Annotated in this window: 9 protein-coding genes; 3 read left to right on the top strand and 6 right to left on the bottom strand. The window is 65.2% G+C overall.

Annotation, left to right across the window (positions count from 1 at the left end; all coding sequences use genetic code 11):
* Window positions 1–25: 25 nt before the first annotated feature.
* The 5 genes from moaE to ACQ4WM_RS17290 all read right to left on the bottom strand — a co-directional run bounded on the left by moaE (window position 26) and on the right by ACQ4WM_RS17290 (window position 7,772).
* On the bottom strand, window positions 26–487 hold the full coding sequence (moaE, locus tag ACQ4WM_RS17310; protein WP_436547901.1) for a molybdopterin synthase catalytic subunit MoaE: 462 nt from the start codon (window positions 485–487) through the stop codon (window positions 26–28).
* Window positions 484–3,090, bottom strand: a complete 2,607-nt coding sequence (locus tag ACQ4WM_RS17305) for a DUF349 domain-containing protein (RefSeq protein ID WP_436547900.1) — start codon at window positions 3,088–3,090, stop codon at window positions 484–486. Before ACQ4WM_RS17305 ends, moaE begins: the two co-directional genes overlap by 4 nt.
* A gap of 127 nt (window positions 3,091–3,217) precedes the next feature.
* Window positions 3,218–3,853 (bottom strand): hypothetical protein, encoded by a 636-nt coding sequence (locus ACQ4WM_RS17300; protein WP_436547899.1) that lies wholly within the window; start codon window positions 3,851–3,853, stop codon window positions 3,218–3,220.
* A gap of 129 nt (window positions 3,854–3,982) precedes the next feature.
* Window positions 3,983–6,652 (bottom strand): bifunctional acetate--CoA ligase family protein/GNAT family N-acetyltransferase, encoded by a 2,670-nt coding sequence (locus tag ACQ4WM_RS17295; protein WP_436547898.1) that lies wholly within the window; start codon window positions 6,650–6,652, stop codon window positions 3,983–3,985.
* A 130-nt stretch (window positions 6,653–6,782) separates the two neighbouring features.
* Window positions 6,783–7,772 (bottom strand): DUF2804 domain-containing protein, encoded by a 990-nt coding sequence (locus ACQ4WM_RS17290; protein ID WP_436547897.1) that lies wholly within the window; start codon window positions 7,770–7,772, stop codon window positions 6,783–6,785.
* Between the two features lie 288 nt (window positions 7,773–8,060).
* Between ACQ4WM_RS17290 and ACQ4WM_RS17285 the strand changes: the two genes are divergently transcribed.
* On the top strand, window positions 8,061–11,243 hold the full coding sequence (locus ACQ4WM_RS17285; protein ID WP_436547896.1) for a di-heme oxidoredictase family protein: 3,183 nt from the start codon (window positions 8,061–8,063) through the stop codon (window positions 11,241–11,243).
* Window positions 11,244–11,332: 89 nt separating this feature from the next.
* Here ACQ4WM_RS17285 and ACQ4WM_RS17280 read toward each other — a convergent pair whose 3' ends face one another.
* Entirely contained in the window at window positions 11,333–11,704 is a 372-nt protein-coding gene (locus ACQ4WM_RS17280; RefSeq protein ID WP_436547895.1) for a YajD family HNH nuclease, read from the bottom strand.
* A gap of 193 nt (window positions 11,705–11,897) precedes the next feature.
* Here ACQ4WM_RS17280 and ACQ4WM_RS17275 point away from each other — a divergent pair, with 193 nt between their 5' ends.
* Both ACQ4WM_RS17275 and ACQ4WM_RS17270 read left to right on the top strand, forming a co-directional pair.
* Entirely contained in the window at window positions 11,898–14,909 is a 3,012-nt protein-coding gene (locus tag ACQ4WM_RS17275; RefSeq protein ID WP_436547894.1) for a PAS domain-containing protein, read from the top strand.
* 44 nt (window positions 14,910–14,953) lie between these two features.
* On the top strand, window positions 14,954–16,180 hold the full coding sequence (locus ACQ4WM_RS17270; protein WP_436547893.1) for an exonuclease SbcCD subunit D C-terminal domain-containing protein: 1,227 nt from the start codon (window positions 14,954–14,956) through the stop codon (window positions 16,178–16,180).
* The last annotated feature ends 15 nt before the right edge of the window (window positions 16,181–16,195 follow it).

The following is a 16,195-nucleotide window of genomic DNA, read 5'->3' as shown; positions in this document are numbered from 1 at the left end:
GGCAATCTTGACCTGGGAGGCCGTTTTACAAGCTGCGCCACTTGTCCAGCGCCGTTTCATCGGTCACGCGTGCATCGACCCAGCGCGCGCCTTGCGGCGTGGCTTCTTTTTTCCAGAATGGCGCTTCGGTTTTCAGGTAGTCGATAATGAATTCGCAGGCGGCAAACGCCTCGCCGCGATGGGCGGACGATACCGCCACCAACACGATCTGCTCCTGCGGCCTCAAAGGCCCTACACGGTGGATCACCACGCTGCCTGCCAGCGGCCAGCGTGCTGCAGCCTGCGCGACGATGGCCTCGATCGACTTTTCCGTCATGCCCGGATAGTGTTCAAGTTCCATCGAGGCCACGTCCAGCCCCTCATTCATGTCGCGCACGGTGCCGACAAACCCCACCACCGCGCCCACCTTCGGATCGTGCGCACGCAATTGTGCGATCTCTTGACTCAAGTCAAAATCGGCTTCCTGGATGCGCACGCTGATACTCATTGCGCACCGCCGATGCGGCGCAGCAGCGCCTCGATGCGGCTGGCCGTGCGGGCATCGGTCAGCGCGGCGATCGCGCACAGCTGCATCAGCTGCGTAGCCTGACTCAAAGGCTGCTGGCCCGATTTCAGCGACGACTGCAGCACTTCGACCTGCATTTTCAGGCGATCGCGCGCATACTCGGCGCCGCTGTCGACACCGGCAACGATTTCCAGGCGCAGCACTTCTTCCAGCAAACGTGGCTGGTTCGCGTGCAACTTGGCCACATACGCAGCGCTGCCGTCACCGATGGCAGCGAGCGCGGCGGCAAAGCGCGTCTGCAAGCTGCGTTCGTATTGCGCGTCCAGCGGCGGCAAGGCGCTCCAGCGTTCGGTCCAGGCCTGCGCGTCGGTGGCACCAGCGTCGGCCAGCTCCAGTTCCAGCGCCTGCACCAGGCGCAGCTTGTCGCGCATGGCGTTCGCTTGCGCGGCGCCCGCACGCTGGGCGATGGCGTCGGCCTGCGCCTGCAGCGAGGCGACCGCCATCTGGTAGCGCTGCTCAATTCTCTCTTCGCTGGCGCGCGGCACCGGCCCAGTGCTGTTCCAGGCGGTGCGCGTGTCGCGCAGCAGCTGATGGATAAAAGCAGTACGCTGCTTGTCGTCGCCTTCGGGTACCACGGCCGTTTCCAGCTTTTCGCACAGCGCTGCGCGCGCCTGCAGATGTTCGCGCCGCTCATGGTCGGCCGCATGGGCGGTTTCCTTGCGCCTGGCAAATATATCGTCGCAGGCGGCGCGGAAACGCTGCCACAGGGCTTGTTCGGCGCGGCGCTCCAGCGGCAGCGCCTTGGCCAGCTCCTGCCATTTGTCCTGCAGGGCCTTGAGCATGTCGACCGTATTGCGTTCGGACGGTTTCAGCAGGCCCACTTCGACGATCAGCTGTTCGCGGCGCGCCGTTTCGATCAGCCGCTGGGTTTCCAGCGGCTTGGCCAGGGCGTCCAGCGCCTCGCCGAATTCGACATCCAGGCGTTTCTTTTCCTTGCGGTCGATGGTACCCAGGCGCGTCCAGGCCTGGCGCAGGCGCTGCGAGCTGGAAGCGACCTGCTTCCAGTCAGTGCTTTCCTGGGCGGCCAGGTGGCTCGCCTCCAGTATCAGTTCCTGAGCCCTGGCAGCGTTGCCGTGGCGCTCTTCGGCCAGTTGCTTGAAATGCAGCGCCGCCGGCGCATAGGCCACCGTGCAGGCGGCGTCGAAACGCTCCCACAGTGATTTCGGTGCCGGGCCGGACAAGGTGTCGAGCGACTTCCAGCGCTCGCGCAGGCTGCCGACCTTTTTCGCCAACTCGCTCATAGGCAACGCTTGCGCCGGCAATTCTTCGCCGGCCTTGACCAATTCCTCGCGCGAGACATTGCCGCCCCAGCGCGCCCAGTCGGCCAGGCGCTTGAACTCGCCGCGCACATGGGCAAGGCGGTCGGCCTGGGCCGGCGTCAAGCGGCCATGCTTGCTGTCGCGCAGGGTTTTATCGTGTTCGGAGGCCACCTGCAGCAGGCCTTCGGCCAGCGCCGCTTCCATGGCGTCGAGGGCCTTGAAAAATTGTTCGGTGGTTTCCTTTGACGCCGCGGCGGCTTCATGGCGCGGCTTGCGCATGTTCGAACCTGATTCGGCAGCTTCCGTAGCGGCTGGAACGTCAGGCGCCAAAGGGGCCGGCGCGCTGGCCAGCAGCGCCTGAAATTGCTTCTGCAAGCTGTCGCTCAAAGGCGATACAGGCAGGCGCGGCAGTGCTTGCCAGCTACGCCTGAGCGCATCCGCGTCCAGTGTGGCGCCATCCTGCGCCTGCCATTCGGCCAGCGCCGCCTGGCGCGCGTCGAACACGGCCTGGTGCTGCTGCAGCGCCTGCAAGGCTGACTGCGCCTGCTCGCGCGCCTGGGCGAAGTCCGAAGCGAGGTGTTTCGGCAGCGAAGCGCACTCGGGCGACTGCATATGCTGCGCATGCGCGGCATCGAGCAATGCCAGCGCTTGCGCCAGCTTTTGCGTCGACGCTTGCGCCGACTGGCCGCCGGCGGCCAGCTTGCGGGCAGCAGCGACCGCGTCGATCACGGCGCGCTGCAGCGCCACTTGCGCTTCCAGGCGCGCTGCCAGGCCGGCGCGCACGCTGGTGAATTGTTCAGCCAGTTCCGGTGTCGCCTTGATGACTTGCCATTGGCGGTCCAGCTCGGCTACCTGGTTGGGGCTGAGTTTTTCATCGTTCAGCAAACGCTGCGCGGTGGCGATGCCGGCCAGGGCGCGCTGCGCCTCGGCCGCCTGGTGGCGCAGCAGGTCGATGCGGCCCTGCACCAGCTTGGCGACGCGGCGGTCGGTGTTGCGCATGGCCTGGTGGACTTTTTCCAGCAGCGGCAACGCGTGCACATGTTCGGCCGCGATCAGGCGGGCTTCGGCAAATTCACTGGCAATAATGAATTCAAAGGCGGCCGCTTCATCGCCGGCCAGGGCATGCGCGCGCGCCACCTGTTCGGCGCGGCGCGATGCGCTCTGCGCCGTGGCTGCGGCCTGCTCTGCCACCACAGGAGACGGTGCGGTGGTTTTGCCGGCCTTGCTGGCCTTGCTGGCAGTACGCTTGAAGAGAAATTCGAACATGACGGGTTTCGCGTGGATCAAAAACACCATCATAACAAAGCCGGGGGTATTGCATCAGACAGCAATGAAGTAATTATTAAAAAATTAACTTTAGATTTTTTTCATTGCATCCATCCCGATGTCCGCCTCATGCAACATGGTGCAGCGCCAGCACCGCCCCCTCCTGCATACTGGAGTTAGCGGCCACTGCAGGTGCATGGGCAGCAGGGGCAAGCGCGGCTGGCGGCACAAAGGGCAGCACGCGCGCCTTGCTGCGGCGATTCTCTGCCAGCCGCGCATCATGGGCCAGGAACTGGTGGGCGATGGCAAACCAGGCCTCGCCGGCGATCACCCGGCGCGCCAGCGCGAACAGTACGCGCTCGTCCATCTCGAGCCGCGCCATCAGGGCGGCGCAGAAGCTGTCGATGGCCGCGCCCAGCTGTTCCAGTTGCTCCGAGTCATAGCCGGCCGCCATGGCGCGCCGCCGTACCAGGCTGACGCTTTCCAGCGCGGCATGGTTGAGCCGGTCAAGTTCCGCCAGCAGGCCATCGGCATGCGGCGTGGCCTGGCGTATCGCGGGAAGCAGATACTGGTCGACCTTGCGCCAGTAGCTGAACTGATACACGCGGTTCAGCCAGTCGCCCGCATAATCGAGGTGTGCCAGCGTCAACTGGCGCTGCTGGCGCAACTGCGCATGCATATATTGCTGGAACGTCAGCAGGCTGACGCGGATGCTGGCCTGCTCGACCGACAGGGATACCAAAGCATATGTAGCTGTTAGCATGCACTCACTCCTCTCACTACCGCTATGCGCTCGATGACGCAGGCTGAAAGTAAAAGTGTAAGGATTGCCGACACTCTCAGGCTTGATCCTGCACAAAACTGGCGCAGGCCCGGTCTAGCCGGCCAACCGTCAGGTTGGCGTGCGCAAGCTGATATGCAGGTCCACCACGCCAGGCTCTTCCGATGGCGTGACGGTGCCGCCAAAGCTTTTCACCAGCCTTTGCATGCCCTTGTTGCGCGCCATCGCCTCGCCCACCAGTTCCTCGGTGCCGCGGCTGCGGAAGTAGTCGACCAGCTTTGCAAACAGGATATGGCCCAGGCCCTGCGCTTTCAGTTTCGAGCGCACGGCAATCGCGAAGTCGGCGGTGATATTGTCCGGGTCGGCCACCGCGCGTACCACGCCCAGGGTTTCCCGTTCGCCGTCCGACCGCACATGGGTGGCGATAAAGGCCATCGCGCGGTCGTAATCGATCTGCGTCAGGCGCGCCAGCTGCGACAGCGGCAATTCGCGCATCGAGGTGAAAAAGCGCAGCCGCACGTCGTCCGGGTCGAGCGCATTGAACAGGTCGATATGATGCAGCGCGTCCTCGGGGCGGATCGGGCGCAGCACGATGGACTGGCCCATCCACGTCACCTCTTCTTCCAGCTCCTGCGGATACGGCCGGATCGCCAGGCGGTCGGCGCTTTGGCCTGGTTGCAGGCGGATGCGCGCGTCGAGCGCGATCACGCCGTCGGCATCGGCTACCAGCGGGTTGATGTCCAGTTCGGCCAGTTCGCCGATATCGGCCACTAGTTCTGCCACCTGTATCAGCGCATAGCAGATGGCGTCGATATTGGCGGCCGGCTGGTTGCGGTAGCCGGCCAGCAGTTTCGACACCCGCGTGCGCGAGAGCATGTCGCGCGCCAGCACCATGTTCAGCGGCGGCAGGCCGATCGCGTGGTCGGCCGTCACTTCCACCGAAATGCCGCCCTGCCCCACCAGGATCACGGGGCCGAAGGCGCTGTCAGTGGTCACGCCGACTATCAGCTCATGCGACTGCGGCCGGCGCGCCATCTGCTGCACCGTGAAACCGTCGATCAGCGCGTCGGGTCGCATCTTGCGCACGCGCTTTTCCATCGCCGCGGCCGCCGTACGCAAGATGGTCGGATTGTCGAGGTCCAGCGCCACGCCGCCGACATCGGATTTATGCGCAATATCGGGCGAATGGATTTTCAGCGCCACCGGGTAGCCGATGTCAAGCGCCACCGCCAGCGCCTCTTCCACGTCGGCTGCCATGCGGGTAATTGCCACCGGGATGCCGTAGGCGGCCAGGATCTCTTTTGACCTGCATTCGCCCAGCACCGTCTGGCCGGCGGCCAGCGCCTGCGCGACGATTTCACGCACGCGCGCGCGGCGCGGCGTGTTTGACTGCGGCAACTGCGCCGGCACCTCCATCAAGGTGTCCTGGTTGCGCCGGTACTGCACGATCTGCATAAAGCCATGCACGGCTTTTTCGGGCGTATCGTAGGTGGGAATGCCGGCGCGGTTGAACACCTGGCGCGCCGGCGCTACCATGGTGCCGCCCAGCATGCACGACAGCACCGTGCGTGAGGTGGCCTTGATCAGCGGCGTCACGGCTTCGGCGATCTCCACCGAGGACACCATGGCGGTCGGTGCATGCAGCAGCAGCATGGCGTCCGCCTCAGGCTCGGACAGCAGGGGCTTGATGGCATCGACGTAGCGCTGCACCGGCGCGTCGCCGGCCAGGCCAACCGGGTTGTCGTGCGACCAGCCGGGCGGCAGGGCTTTTTCCAGTGCGATCACGGTTTCGGGCGACAGCTCGGCCAGCTTGCCGCCGCTGCCCACCAGCGCATCGGTGGCCATCACGCCCAGCCCGCCGCCATTGCACAGTATCGCCAGGCGTTCGCCGCGCTGGGCGCGGATATGCGTCAGCGTCTCGACCGCGTCGAACAACTCCTCGGCCGAATACACGCGCAGCATGCCGGCGCGGCGTATCGCCGCGTCGTACACGGCGTCCGATCCCGCCAGCGCGCCCGTATGCCAGGCCGCCATCGCCGCGCCTGCCGCTTCGCGCCCCGCTTTCAGCACAATCACGGGCTTGCTGCGCGCCGCCGCGCGCGCGGCCGACATGAATTTGCGCGCCGCCTGGATGTCTTCCATGTACAGCAGGATGGCGGCCGTATCGATGTCGCCGGCCAGGTAGTCGAGCAGGTCGCCGAAATCGATATCGGCGCTGCCGCCCAGGGAAATGAATTTCGAAAAGCCCACGCCATGGGCATGCGCCCAGTCCAGCACGCCCGACACCAGTGCCCCCGATTGCGACACAAAGGCGATCTTGCCGACGCTCGCGCCGAGATGGGTAAAACTGGCGTTCAGGCCAATTTTTGGCACCAGCAGGCCCATGCTGTTCGGCCCCAGGATGCGCAGCAGGTGCGGCTTGGCCGCTTTCAGCATCAAATGGCGCTGCTTGCCGTGTTCGGCGTTGTCCAGGCCTGCTGTCATGACGATGGCCGCGCGCGTGCCCATCGCGCCCAGGTCGCGTATCAGGACCGGCAAGGTGGCCGGCGGGGTGCAGATGATGGCCAGGTCCGGCGCCTTCGGCAGTTGCCCCAGCTTGTGATAGCAGCGCAGGTCGTGCAATTGATCGTACTTGGGATTGACGGGATAGATGGCGCCCTGGAAGCCGCCCTGCAGCAGATTGCCCAGGGCGATGGCGCCCAGGCTGTGTTCGCGCCGGGAAGCGCCGATCAGGGCCACCGAGGCCGGCTTGAACAGCTTGTCGAGATTACGGATACTCATGCTCTGGCCTTATGGACTGTGCTTGCGATCTGCCTGCAGCGGCTGCGCCAGTGTATAGGATGCGCCTGCAAAAAAACTTGATCCTGTGGTGTATTTTGCAAAAAAAAGTGGCGACGTGCAAACAACCCCGCTACCAGCGTGAACGATGGCTCTCCGTCACCCCCGCCAGCTGGGCCACGATGCGCTTGGGCGCCTGTGCGCTGGCGCGCACCCAGCCGCTGAAGGTGCCGATCGGCTGAATATAGCGGCTTGACGCCAGCCACAGATTACGCTCTTCGCGGCGCGCGCCTTCGGGCTTGAAATGCAGGTCCAGCAAGTCGTCGTCGGTCCAGACATGCCAGGGCGCCAGCGGATCGTCGGGATTGAAGTCGAAATGGGCGCGCGCCAGCCGATACAGCTGGCCATCGAGCCACAGTGCGTTTTCGTGGGCGCCGAAATACCCGGCCTGCAGATTGAAGCCCAGGTCCAGGCCATGCGCCGAGGCCCAGCGCCATTCCGTCTCGCGCGCCAGCAGGCCATTCGAATAGTCGAAGCTGGCCACGCCGTCGTCGAGGCTATAGCCGATGGCGCCGCAGCGCACAGTGCCCCACAGCGGCAGGCCGCCCGACTTTTGCGTCGCATGCACGCTGCCGCCATCGACCGGGCCGACGGCCAGCAAAATCGGCGACACCGGCGGGCCGAATTCGGCGTCGATGCCAAAGTGGCCGCTATCGAGCCGCAGGCGGTAGCGGTGCTGGGGCGCCGCCTCGATGGTGATAGTCTGCGACAGGAAACGGAAGCGGCTGCCGGCGGCCGCATGCGGCGCCAAGCTGGTCGACAGGCCCGGCACGCCGTCACGCGAAAAAGACGCCACCAGCTTGCCCTTGTGGCGATCGAAAGCGTAGGCAAAGGCGGTGCTGGTCCAGCCCAGGTCGACAATGGCGGCGGCGCAAAACAGCTCCGGCGTGGCCAGCGCCACGTAATGCCAGCGCTTGTGGTGGAACAGCCGCCACAGCGCCCCGCGCGCGTACGGCGGCGCCAGCCGCGCCCAGTCAAAGGCTTGCACCAGGCCGGCATGGTGGCCGAACAGCGGCGCGCCGCCGGCGTCAATCACGATGGCAGGGGCTGGCGGCAAGGTCATGCGACTGGCCTGCCGCATGAGGGGAAGCGGCAATGCTGGCGATAGGGTGTCTTCATGCGATAACGATACCGCATTTTTGCCGCGCGGTTCGCATGTTTGACGCCCCGGCTTGCCGCCATACGGCGCGCTTGACAGGCCCGGGAGGCTGCGATAATGTGAGTAAATATTTCCACAAGGAAATTAAATTCCCCGGCACCAATGATCATTCTGCAAACGCCTCGCGCGCGGGTGGTGCGTTGGTGGCTGGAAAACCTTCTCATCTATAATTAAAAATCAAGGAAGCGTGTCATGAATCAATTTCGGCATAGCCTGCGCGCAGTTCCACTACTGCCGCTGGTATTGGCGCTGGCGGCCTGCGGCGGTGGCGGTGGCAGCGAAACAACGGCAGCAGCGTTGCCTGCGGCGCAGCTGGGAGCGGTAGTTTCGTCGGAAACCGTCCTGACGCCGGTCGGCGCCACGGCCAGTTCGGCCGAACGGGGCGACCTGTCGGCGCTGGCGGCCATCGACCGCAACGACAGCACGCGCTGGGGCAGCGGCTTTGGCGATGCCGAATACCTGACGCTCGATTTCGGCGCCTCGAAAGCGATTAACCGCGTGCGCATCTCATGGGAAAACGCGCATGCCAGCGCCTACCTGCTGCAGGTGTCCGATGACCTGAACAACTGGAGCACCATCCGCAGCGTCGACAACAGCAGCGGCGGCGTCGAAGACATCACCGGCCTGACAGGCCAGGGCCGCTACCTGCGCATGCAGGGCGTCAAGCGCGCCGGCCAGTACGGCTACTCCATCTTCGAGATCCAGGCTTTTTCGGGCACACCCTCCACCACGCCGACCGAACCACCGGTGACGCCGCCGGTGATTCCCGCCGACCCTACGCAGCCGGGCGTGCTGCTCAAGCCGGTCGCGGCCACCTCGTCGCCGGTGGAAAACCCCGGCATGTCGGCCGCCATGGCAATTGACGGCAAGAGCGCCACGCGCTGGGCCAGCAGCTTTGAAGACGGCGCCTGGATCCAGTTCGACTTTGGCGCGCCGACCGCCATCGGCTATCTGCAGCTGCAATGGGAAAACGCCTACGGCAAGGAATACGCCTTGCAAACTTCGAACGACGGCAACACCTGGACCCAAGTGCGCTACGTCAGCAATGGCAAGGGCGGTACCGAAGAATTCTTCAACCTGGGCGTCACAGCGCGCCATATCCGCCTGCAGGGCGTGGCGCGCGCCACTCAGTATGGCTATTCGCTGCTGGAAGCCGTGTTCAAGTCGCCCGGCAGCGACAATACCCTGCCGTCCGCCGCCACCTCGGCGCTGAAATTCCCGCTTGACGGCAGCGCCATGCAGCCGCTGCCGCAAGCCAAAGAGCCGCTTGAAACGCTGCAGTTCTCGCTGCCCGACGGCACCCTGGTGACACGCTTTGGCGCACGCGGCCTTGCCCGCCATGGCCGCGAGCGGGGCGAGGACTGGAACGAGATCGGCTATGGTCCGAACGAGACGGTCGACCCGGTGACCGGCCTGGCGCTCGACAAGGGGCCGGGCAACTACCTGACGTTCGTACCGCAATACTTCAAGAACCGCACCTGGGGCGTCGAGATCATCGACAACAGCAAGGTGGCCGGTGTGGTCAAACCGACCCTGATCGTCAACCAGTACACCACGGTCGACTTCCTGTCCGGCGGCGTGGCCTTCTTCCGCGGTTTCGACCGCCCGGGCGTGACCGGCTACGGCTGGATGTCGCCCGGCGAACTGGTCGACCGCAACGTGCCGGTATGCAAACCGCTGGCCTACCCGGCCGCCGGCAAGCTCAATACCGCCAACGGCATCAACGGCGCCTGCACCCTGCTGATCAAGGACTACCCTGGCCACGGCGGGCTGGACGCGAACGGCATGCCCAATGGCGTCGACGTCAAGGCGCGCGCGCTGGTGTCGGGCGACGTCATCGAAGTGTCGCCGTCGATGTTCTCCACCAAGGAGGCGATGGCGGCCCAGGGCGACGACGGCGGCATCCGCTATTACTCGTATGAGTGGACGTATGTGGTCGGCGCCGGCCTGCGGCCGTGGTATGGCGTGCAGCCGCGCCTCAATTCGGTGCCGCTGCCGGCCGAGACGCTGTCGGGCGGCCTCGGTTCCGTGTCGTACAACTATTCGGACAACGCGCTGTTCATGTTCCAGCAGCCGCACAACCATATCGGCATGCAGAACATGCAGCGCTTTGTCGAAGGCCGGCGCCTGGTGCACACCAATTTCCGCACCGGCGAACACAATGAAGGCGGCAATGACCGCTACGCGCCGGCCGTCGGCCTGCAAGGCCAGCGCTACACCCAGTCGGCCTGTATCGCCTGCCACGTCAACAATGGCCGCAGCCCGGCGCCCGCTGCCATCAACCAGCGGCTCGACATGATGGCCGTGCGGGTCGCCGCGCTGGACGCCAGCGGCCGGCAGGTGCCGCATCCGCAATACGGCACGGCGATCCAGATGAACGCTGTCTCGGGCGCCGGCGTACCGCAAAACTGGGGCAACAGCGTCAGTGTCGGCAGTTTCGAGACCAGCAAGGTCGCGCTGGCCGATGGCACGCAGGTTGAACTGCGCAAACCGGTACTGGCTTTCGACGGCACAGTGCCGGCCATCGTCTCGCTGCGCGCCGCGCCGCCAATGATCGGTACCGGCCTGCTCGAAGCGGTGCCGGAGGCCGACATCCTGGCGCGCGTGCGTGCCACGCCAGACGCCGACGGCGTCAAGGGCCAGGCCAACTTCGTGTTCGATCCGGAAAGCGGCGCCGTGCGCCTGGGCCGCTTCGGCTGGAAGGCCGCCAAGGCCACCCTGCGCCAGCAGGCGGCCGAGGCGCTGCTGCTGGACATGGCCGTCACGTCACCGGTCTACCCGAACCGTGCCTGTACTTCAGGCCCTGCCGCCTGCGCGGCCGGCGGCAAGCAGGACGGCATCTCGGAATCGGACCTGCAGTCGATCTCGCACTACCTGGCGCTGGTGGCGGTACCAGCCCAGCGCAGCATCGCCAGCGGTTTCCCGAAAGGCGTGGCGCCGATCGACGAACTCAAGGTCGATGCGCAGCAAGTCGCTGCCGGATCAAAACTGTTCCAGGGCATGCGCTGCGCCGCCTGCCATACGGTGGAAATGAAGACCGGCTCGGGCCACCTGTTCGCCGAACTGCGCGACCAGACGATACGCCCTTACACCGACCTGCTGCTGCATGACATGGGCCCCGGCCTGGCCGACAAGTTCGCCGAAGGCCAGGCGCAAGGCAGCATGTGGCGCACCGCTCCCCTGTGGGGCATCGGCTACACGGAAAAAGTGATCGGCAAGGAAGGCAAGGCGGGCTACCTGCATGACGGCCGCGCGCGCAGCCTGACCGAAGCGATATTGTGGCACGGCGGCGAAGGCACGCGCGCAAGGCAGCGTTTCGAAGCGCTGTCGAAGGCGGAACGCGAATCGCTGCTGGCGTTCCTGAAGTCGCTGTAAAGCTTAGTACCGGGGTCAGACCCTCAATGCCGCTAACGCTGAGGCTTGCGCTAGCGGTCGTGGGGGTCTGACCCCAGATGTTAAAAAAATCAGTCTTTTTTCCTGATCAGCCCCGCCAGCGCCGCAAACGGATTATGCGTGGCCGGCGCCACCTCGGCTGACAGCAGGCCCGCGCCACGGTCAGCTTCCAGGTAGCGCGAGTGCTCATTGTCGTGGCAGTACAGGCACAGCAGCTCCCAGTTGCTGCCGTCGGGCGGGTTGTTGTCGTGATTGTGGTCACGGTGATGCACGGTTAGTTGCTGCACGTTGGCGCGCGTGAATTCGCGCATGCAGCGGCCGCAGATCCACGGATACATTTTCAGCGAGCGTTCGCGGTAGCCGCTCTCGCGCTGGTCGGCGGCGCGGCGCGCTTCGGCGACGATTTTATCCAGCCGGGCCGCGTCGGGCTTTTTAGTCTGCATGGCAAGCAACTTTCAGAATGGGAGGGAGAAGGCGCCATTTTAGCCCCTGCGGCAGCTGGCATGGCACGGCAGCAGCGTATTGTCACCGTCGGGCAACTTTTTTAGGTTCAGTTGCTCCATTCCCCTTTGATTTAAAGGAAAATGAGGCCAGGCGATCCGTCCTTCCCACAAAATCTTGCGCGCCAGCATATCGATGATAAAAACCCTGCAACGACTGGCCGGCCGCCTGTACCGCACCAGTCTGCTTCCACTGTTCGCGCTACCGCTACTCGTTGCGCTGTGGGGCGGCTTGTTTTATCAGCTGGGCCAGGAACGCGCCGGCGCCACGCGCGCCGCAGTCGCTGCAAGCCAGTCGCTGGCGCGCACGCTGGCCGACCATACCGGCTATATCCTGCGCCAGACCGAACACGCCACCCAGCTGTTCAAGCTGCGCCATGAAGCCACCGACTCGCGCCTGTCACTGGCACAGTTCACACGCAGCAGGGGCCTGCTCGACAGCGTGCTGCCGTCGAAACTGGAACTGCCGGTCGCCGTCACCGACAGGCTGGGCAATGTCATCGACAGCGCCAATGGCTACGCTGGCGGCAGTCTGGCCGGCGAGCCCTTCTTTCGCACCCTGGCGGCCACGCCGGGCGACATGTCGATCATCGACACGCCGGTCGTCGACAAGGCCAGCAAAAAATGGATGATACGTTCGGCACGCCGCCTGAACGACGCCCGGGGCGATTTTGCGGGCGTGATCGTGATCGTGGTCGACCCCGCCTATTTTGTCGACGACTATGACCGCCTGGACCTCGATGAGCAAGGCGCGCTGATGCTGGTCGCGCGTGACAGCGGCCTGACGGTTGGTCGCATCGGCGAGCGGCTGGTGATCAGCGACCAGTTCGACTTGCGCATGCCCGGCCCACCCACCCGTGCCCCCGAAGAAGCGGTCGTCACGCCAGCCGTTGACAGCATCGCGCGCATCTACAGCTACCGCGATCTCGGCCGCTACCCGCTGCTGGCGGCGGTCGGCGTCAGCGGCGACACGGCGCTGGCCCATTTCAAGCACCGCCGCCGCGTGTATGTCAGCGTGCTGGTGGCCGCCAGCCTGCTGATCATTGCCTTTACGGCGCTGCTGATGCGCCAGGGCGGACGTCTGCGCCGCAGCATCCACCAGGCACAGGAAGCACAGGCGCTGCTGCGCGCGGCGCACCAGGGCAGCCTGGATTCGGTGATGCTGCTGAAAGCCTGGCGCCCGGCGCCCGGCAAGCCGCCCGAAGATTTCATTTTCGCCGACGTCAACGAGCGCGCCGCCGAGGTGCTGGGCAAGCCGCGCGCCGAACTGCTGGGCCAGCGCGCGCTGCCGCTGGTGCCGGTGCTGTGCGACGCGCGCTTCTTCGACCGCTTCGTGCTGGTGATGGAGTCGGGCCGGCCACTGGAAGACGAATTCGAACTGGCCTTGCCAAACGGCGGCACGCGCTGGCTGCGCCACCAGATCGTGCCGATCAGCGACGGCGTGGCCGTCACCTCGCGCGACATCAGCGCGCGCAAACTCGACGAACTGGCGCTGCAGGACAACCGCAGCTTCCTGCAATCGCTGATCGATCACCTGCCGGTCATGGTGTATGTGAAAAGCGCGCGGCTTGACAACTTCGGCCAGATGGAAGTGTGGAACCGGGCCGCCGAAGACATCACCGGCTACCCGGCCGGCGACGTGATCGGCAAGATAGCCTGCACCGCCTTCGCAGTTGATTTCGGCCTGCACGACGCAGAAGACGACCGCGCCATCCTGGCCGAACGGGGCGTGATCGACCATCCTGAAAAGCCGCTGCGCCTGCCCGACGGCAGCGTGCGCCACCTGCACGTGGTATCGGTGCCGGTATTCGACGAGCGCGGCCAGGTGGAACATATTCTCGGCATCGGCGACGACATTTCGCAGCGCCGCCAGCAGGAACTGGCGCTACGCCAGAACCAGGCCGAGCTGGCGGCCGTCAACGACGCGTCGCCACTGGGCCTGGTGCGCCTGGACCGCGAGCGCCGCTGCACCTACGTCAACCGCACTTTTGAAGCGATCACCGGCCAGCCGCGTGCATCGGCGCTGGGCGCAGGCTGGACCAGCGCCCTGCATCCCGACGATTTTGCGCGCATGCACGCGGCGTTGGCCCAGCTGCGGCACAGCCATGTGCCGATCCAGTCCACCCTGCGCTGGCTGCACCGCGACGGCAAGCTGGTATGGGTGTCGATGAAGATCGCCCCCATCCTGGTCGATGGCAGCATCGAGGGCTATGTGGGCAGCCTGGACGACATCACCATCCTGCGCGAATCGGAGGTGGCGCTGCTGGAAAGCGAAGCGCGCCTGCGCACCATCGCCAACGCCCTGCCGGCCATGATTGCTTATATCGATGCCGATGAAATATACCGCTTCCTGAACCTGGCCTACGAACGCGAGTTCGGCCTGGCCGGCTTGCCGGCACTGGGGCGCAACGTGCGCGAAACCGTGGGCGCCGTGCGCTACAGCATGGTAGCGCCGTACATCGCGCGCGTGCTGGCCGGCGAGACGCTGAGCTTTGAAGAGGACGACATCAAGGAAGGCATCGAGCGCTGCATGGAAGTGATCTATATCCCGCAGATCGGCGAAGACCATCCGCAGGTGGTGGGCTTTCACGTGATGCGCCAGGATATCACCGTGCAAAAACGCGAAAAACAGCGGCTGCTGCAGCTGGCCCAGGTCGATGCGCTGACGGGACTGTCGAACCGCGCCGGCTTTGTGCAAAAGCTTACCGACGCCATGCACGCCAGCCGCAAGCAGGGGCGGCTGATGGCCGTCATGTATATGGACATCGACCGCTTCAAGCCGGTCAACGACACCCATGGCCACGGCACCGGCGACGCGCTGCTGCGTGCATTTGCCCAACGCCTGACGCACACCATGCGCGCCACCGACATCATCGCCCGCCTGGGCGGCGACGAATTCACCATCATCATGGAGCATATCGGCCGGCCCGAGGATGCGGCCGTGCTGGCGGCCAATATCGTCTACGCCATGCGCCTGCCGTTCGAACTCGATGGCGTCACCGTGCATATCTCGGCCAGTATCGGCGTGGCCTTCTACCGCAACGAAGACATCTCGCCGGCCGCCCTGCTGCAGCAGGCCGACGTGCTGTTGTACCAGGCCAAGCAGGACGGCCGCAATACCTACCGGGCCGCAGCCATCATCGACTAGGGCAGATGGTATATTGGTGCTTTGCCCTTCTCACCGCTTCCACCATGCGCCTGCTGCACACTTCCGACTGGCATCTGGGCCAGACCCTGCACAATTACGAGCGCGGCTACGAGCACCAGCATTTCCTCGACTGGCTGCTGGCCACGCTGGCGGCCGAACGCATCGACGTGCTGCTGGTAGCCGGCGACGTGTTCGACAACGCCAACCCGTCGGCCGCCTCGCAAAAGCAGCTGTATGTGTTCCTGCAACAGGCCCGCGTGCGCCTGCCTGCCCTGCAAATGATCGTCATCGCCGGCAACCACGATTCGGCTGGCCGCCTGGAAGCGCCGGCGCCGCTGCTGGCGGACTACGGCACCCGCATGCTGGGCCATATTGTGCGCGATGAAAAGGGCCAGATCGACCTGGAACGTCTGCTGCTGCCATTGACCGGCCCAACCGGCCAGGTTGAAGCCTGGTGCCTGGCCGTGCCCTTCCTGCGCCCCGGCGACGTGCCGAAACTGCCGGCCGGCAGCACGCAAGACGCCTATCTCGGCGGCATCGCCCTGCTGTACCGGCAACTGACCGACCTGGCGCAGGCACGGCGCCAGGTCGGTCAGGCGATTATCGCCATGGGCCACTGCCATATGGTGGGCGGCGAGATGTCGAACGACTCGGAACGGCGCATCGTCATCGGCGGCACCGAAATGCTGCCCTCGGGGATTTTCGATCCGGTCATCGCCTATGCGGCACTGGGCCATTTGCACCTGGCGCAGGCAGTCGGCGGCCAGCCGCATATCCGCTACTGCGGCAGCCCGATCCCGCTGTCATTCGCCGAAGTGCATTACCAGCATCAGGTGCTGTGCCTCGATATCGACGGCGAACAGCTGCAACAGGTGCGCAGCATCGCCATTCCGCGCGCCGTGCCGCTCTTGCGCGTGCCTGAAAAACCGGCCCCGGTGGCGCAGGTGCTGGAACAGCTGGCCGCGCTGGACATCGCCGACGCACCAATTGACGCACAGCCCTTCCTGGAAGTGCGCGTGCGCCTGGACGCACCCGAGCCTGGCTTGCGCACGCGCATCGAGGCGGCGCTGGACGGCAAGCCGGTGCGCCTGGCGAAAATCGACACCTCGAGCGCCGCGCGCAGCACGCAGATAGAGGCCATGACCCTGGACCAGCTGGCCCAGTTGCAGCCCGACGAGATTTTCCGCCGTCTGTACCAGCAAAAATTCGGCAAGGAAGCGCCACCCGAACAACTGTCGGCACTGGCGGAACTGCTGCTTCCCGGCGCCTGAGTTTCAATATAGAGC

Source organism: Janthinobacterium longum, assembly GCF_051380735.1.
Taxonomy (GTDB): Bacteria; Pseudomonadota; Gammaproteobacteria; order Burkholderiales; family Burkholderiaceae_D; genus Janthinobacterium.
The sequence above is the reverse complement of the archived record's forward strand: the minus strand, read 5'-3'. Positions and strand labels throughout refer to the sequence as shown.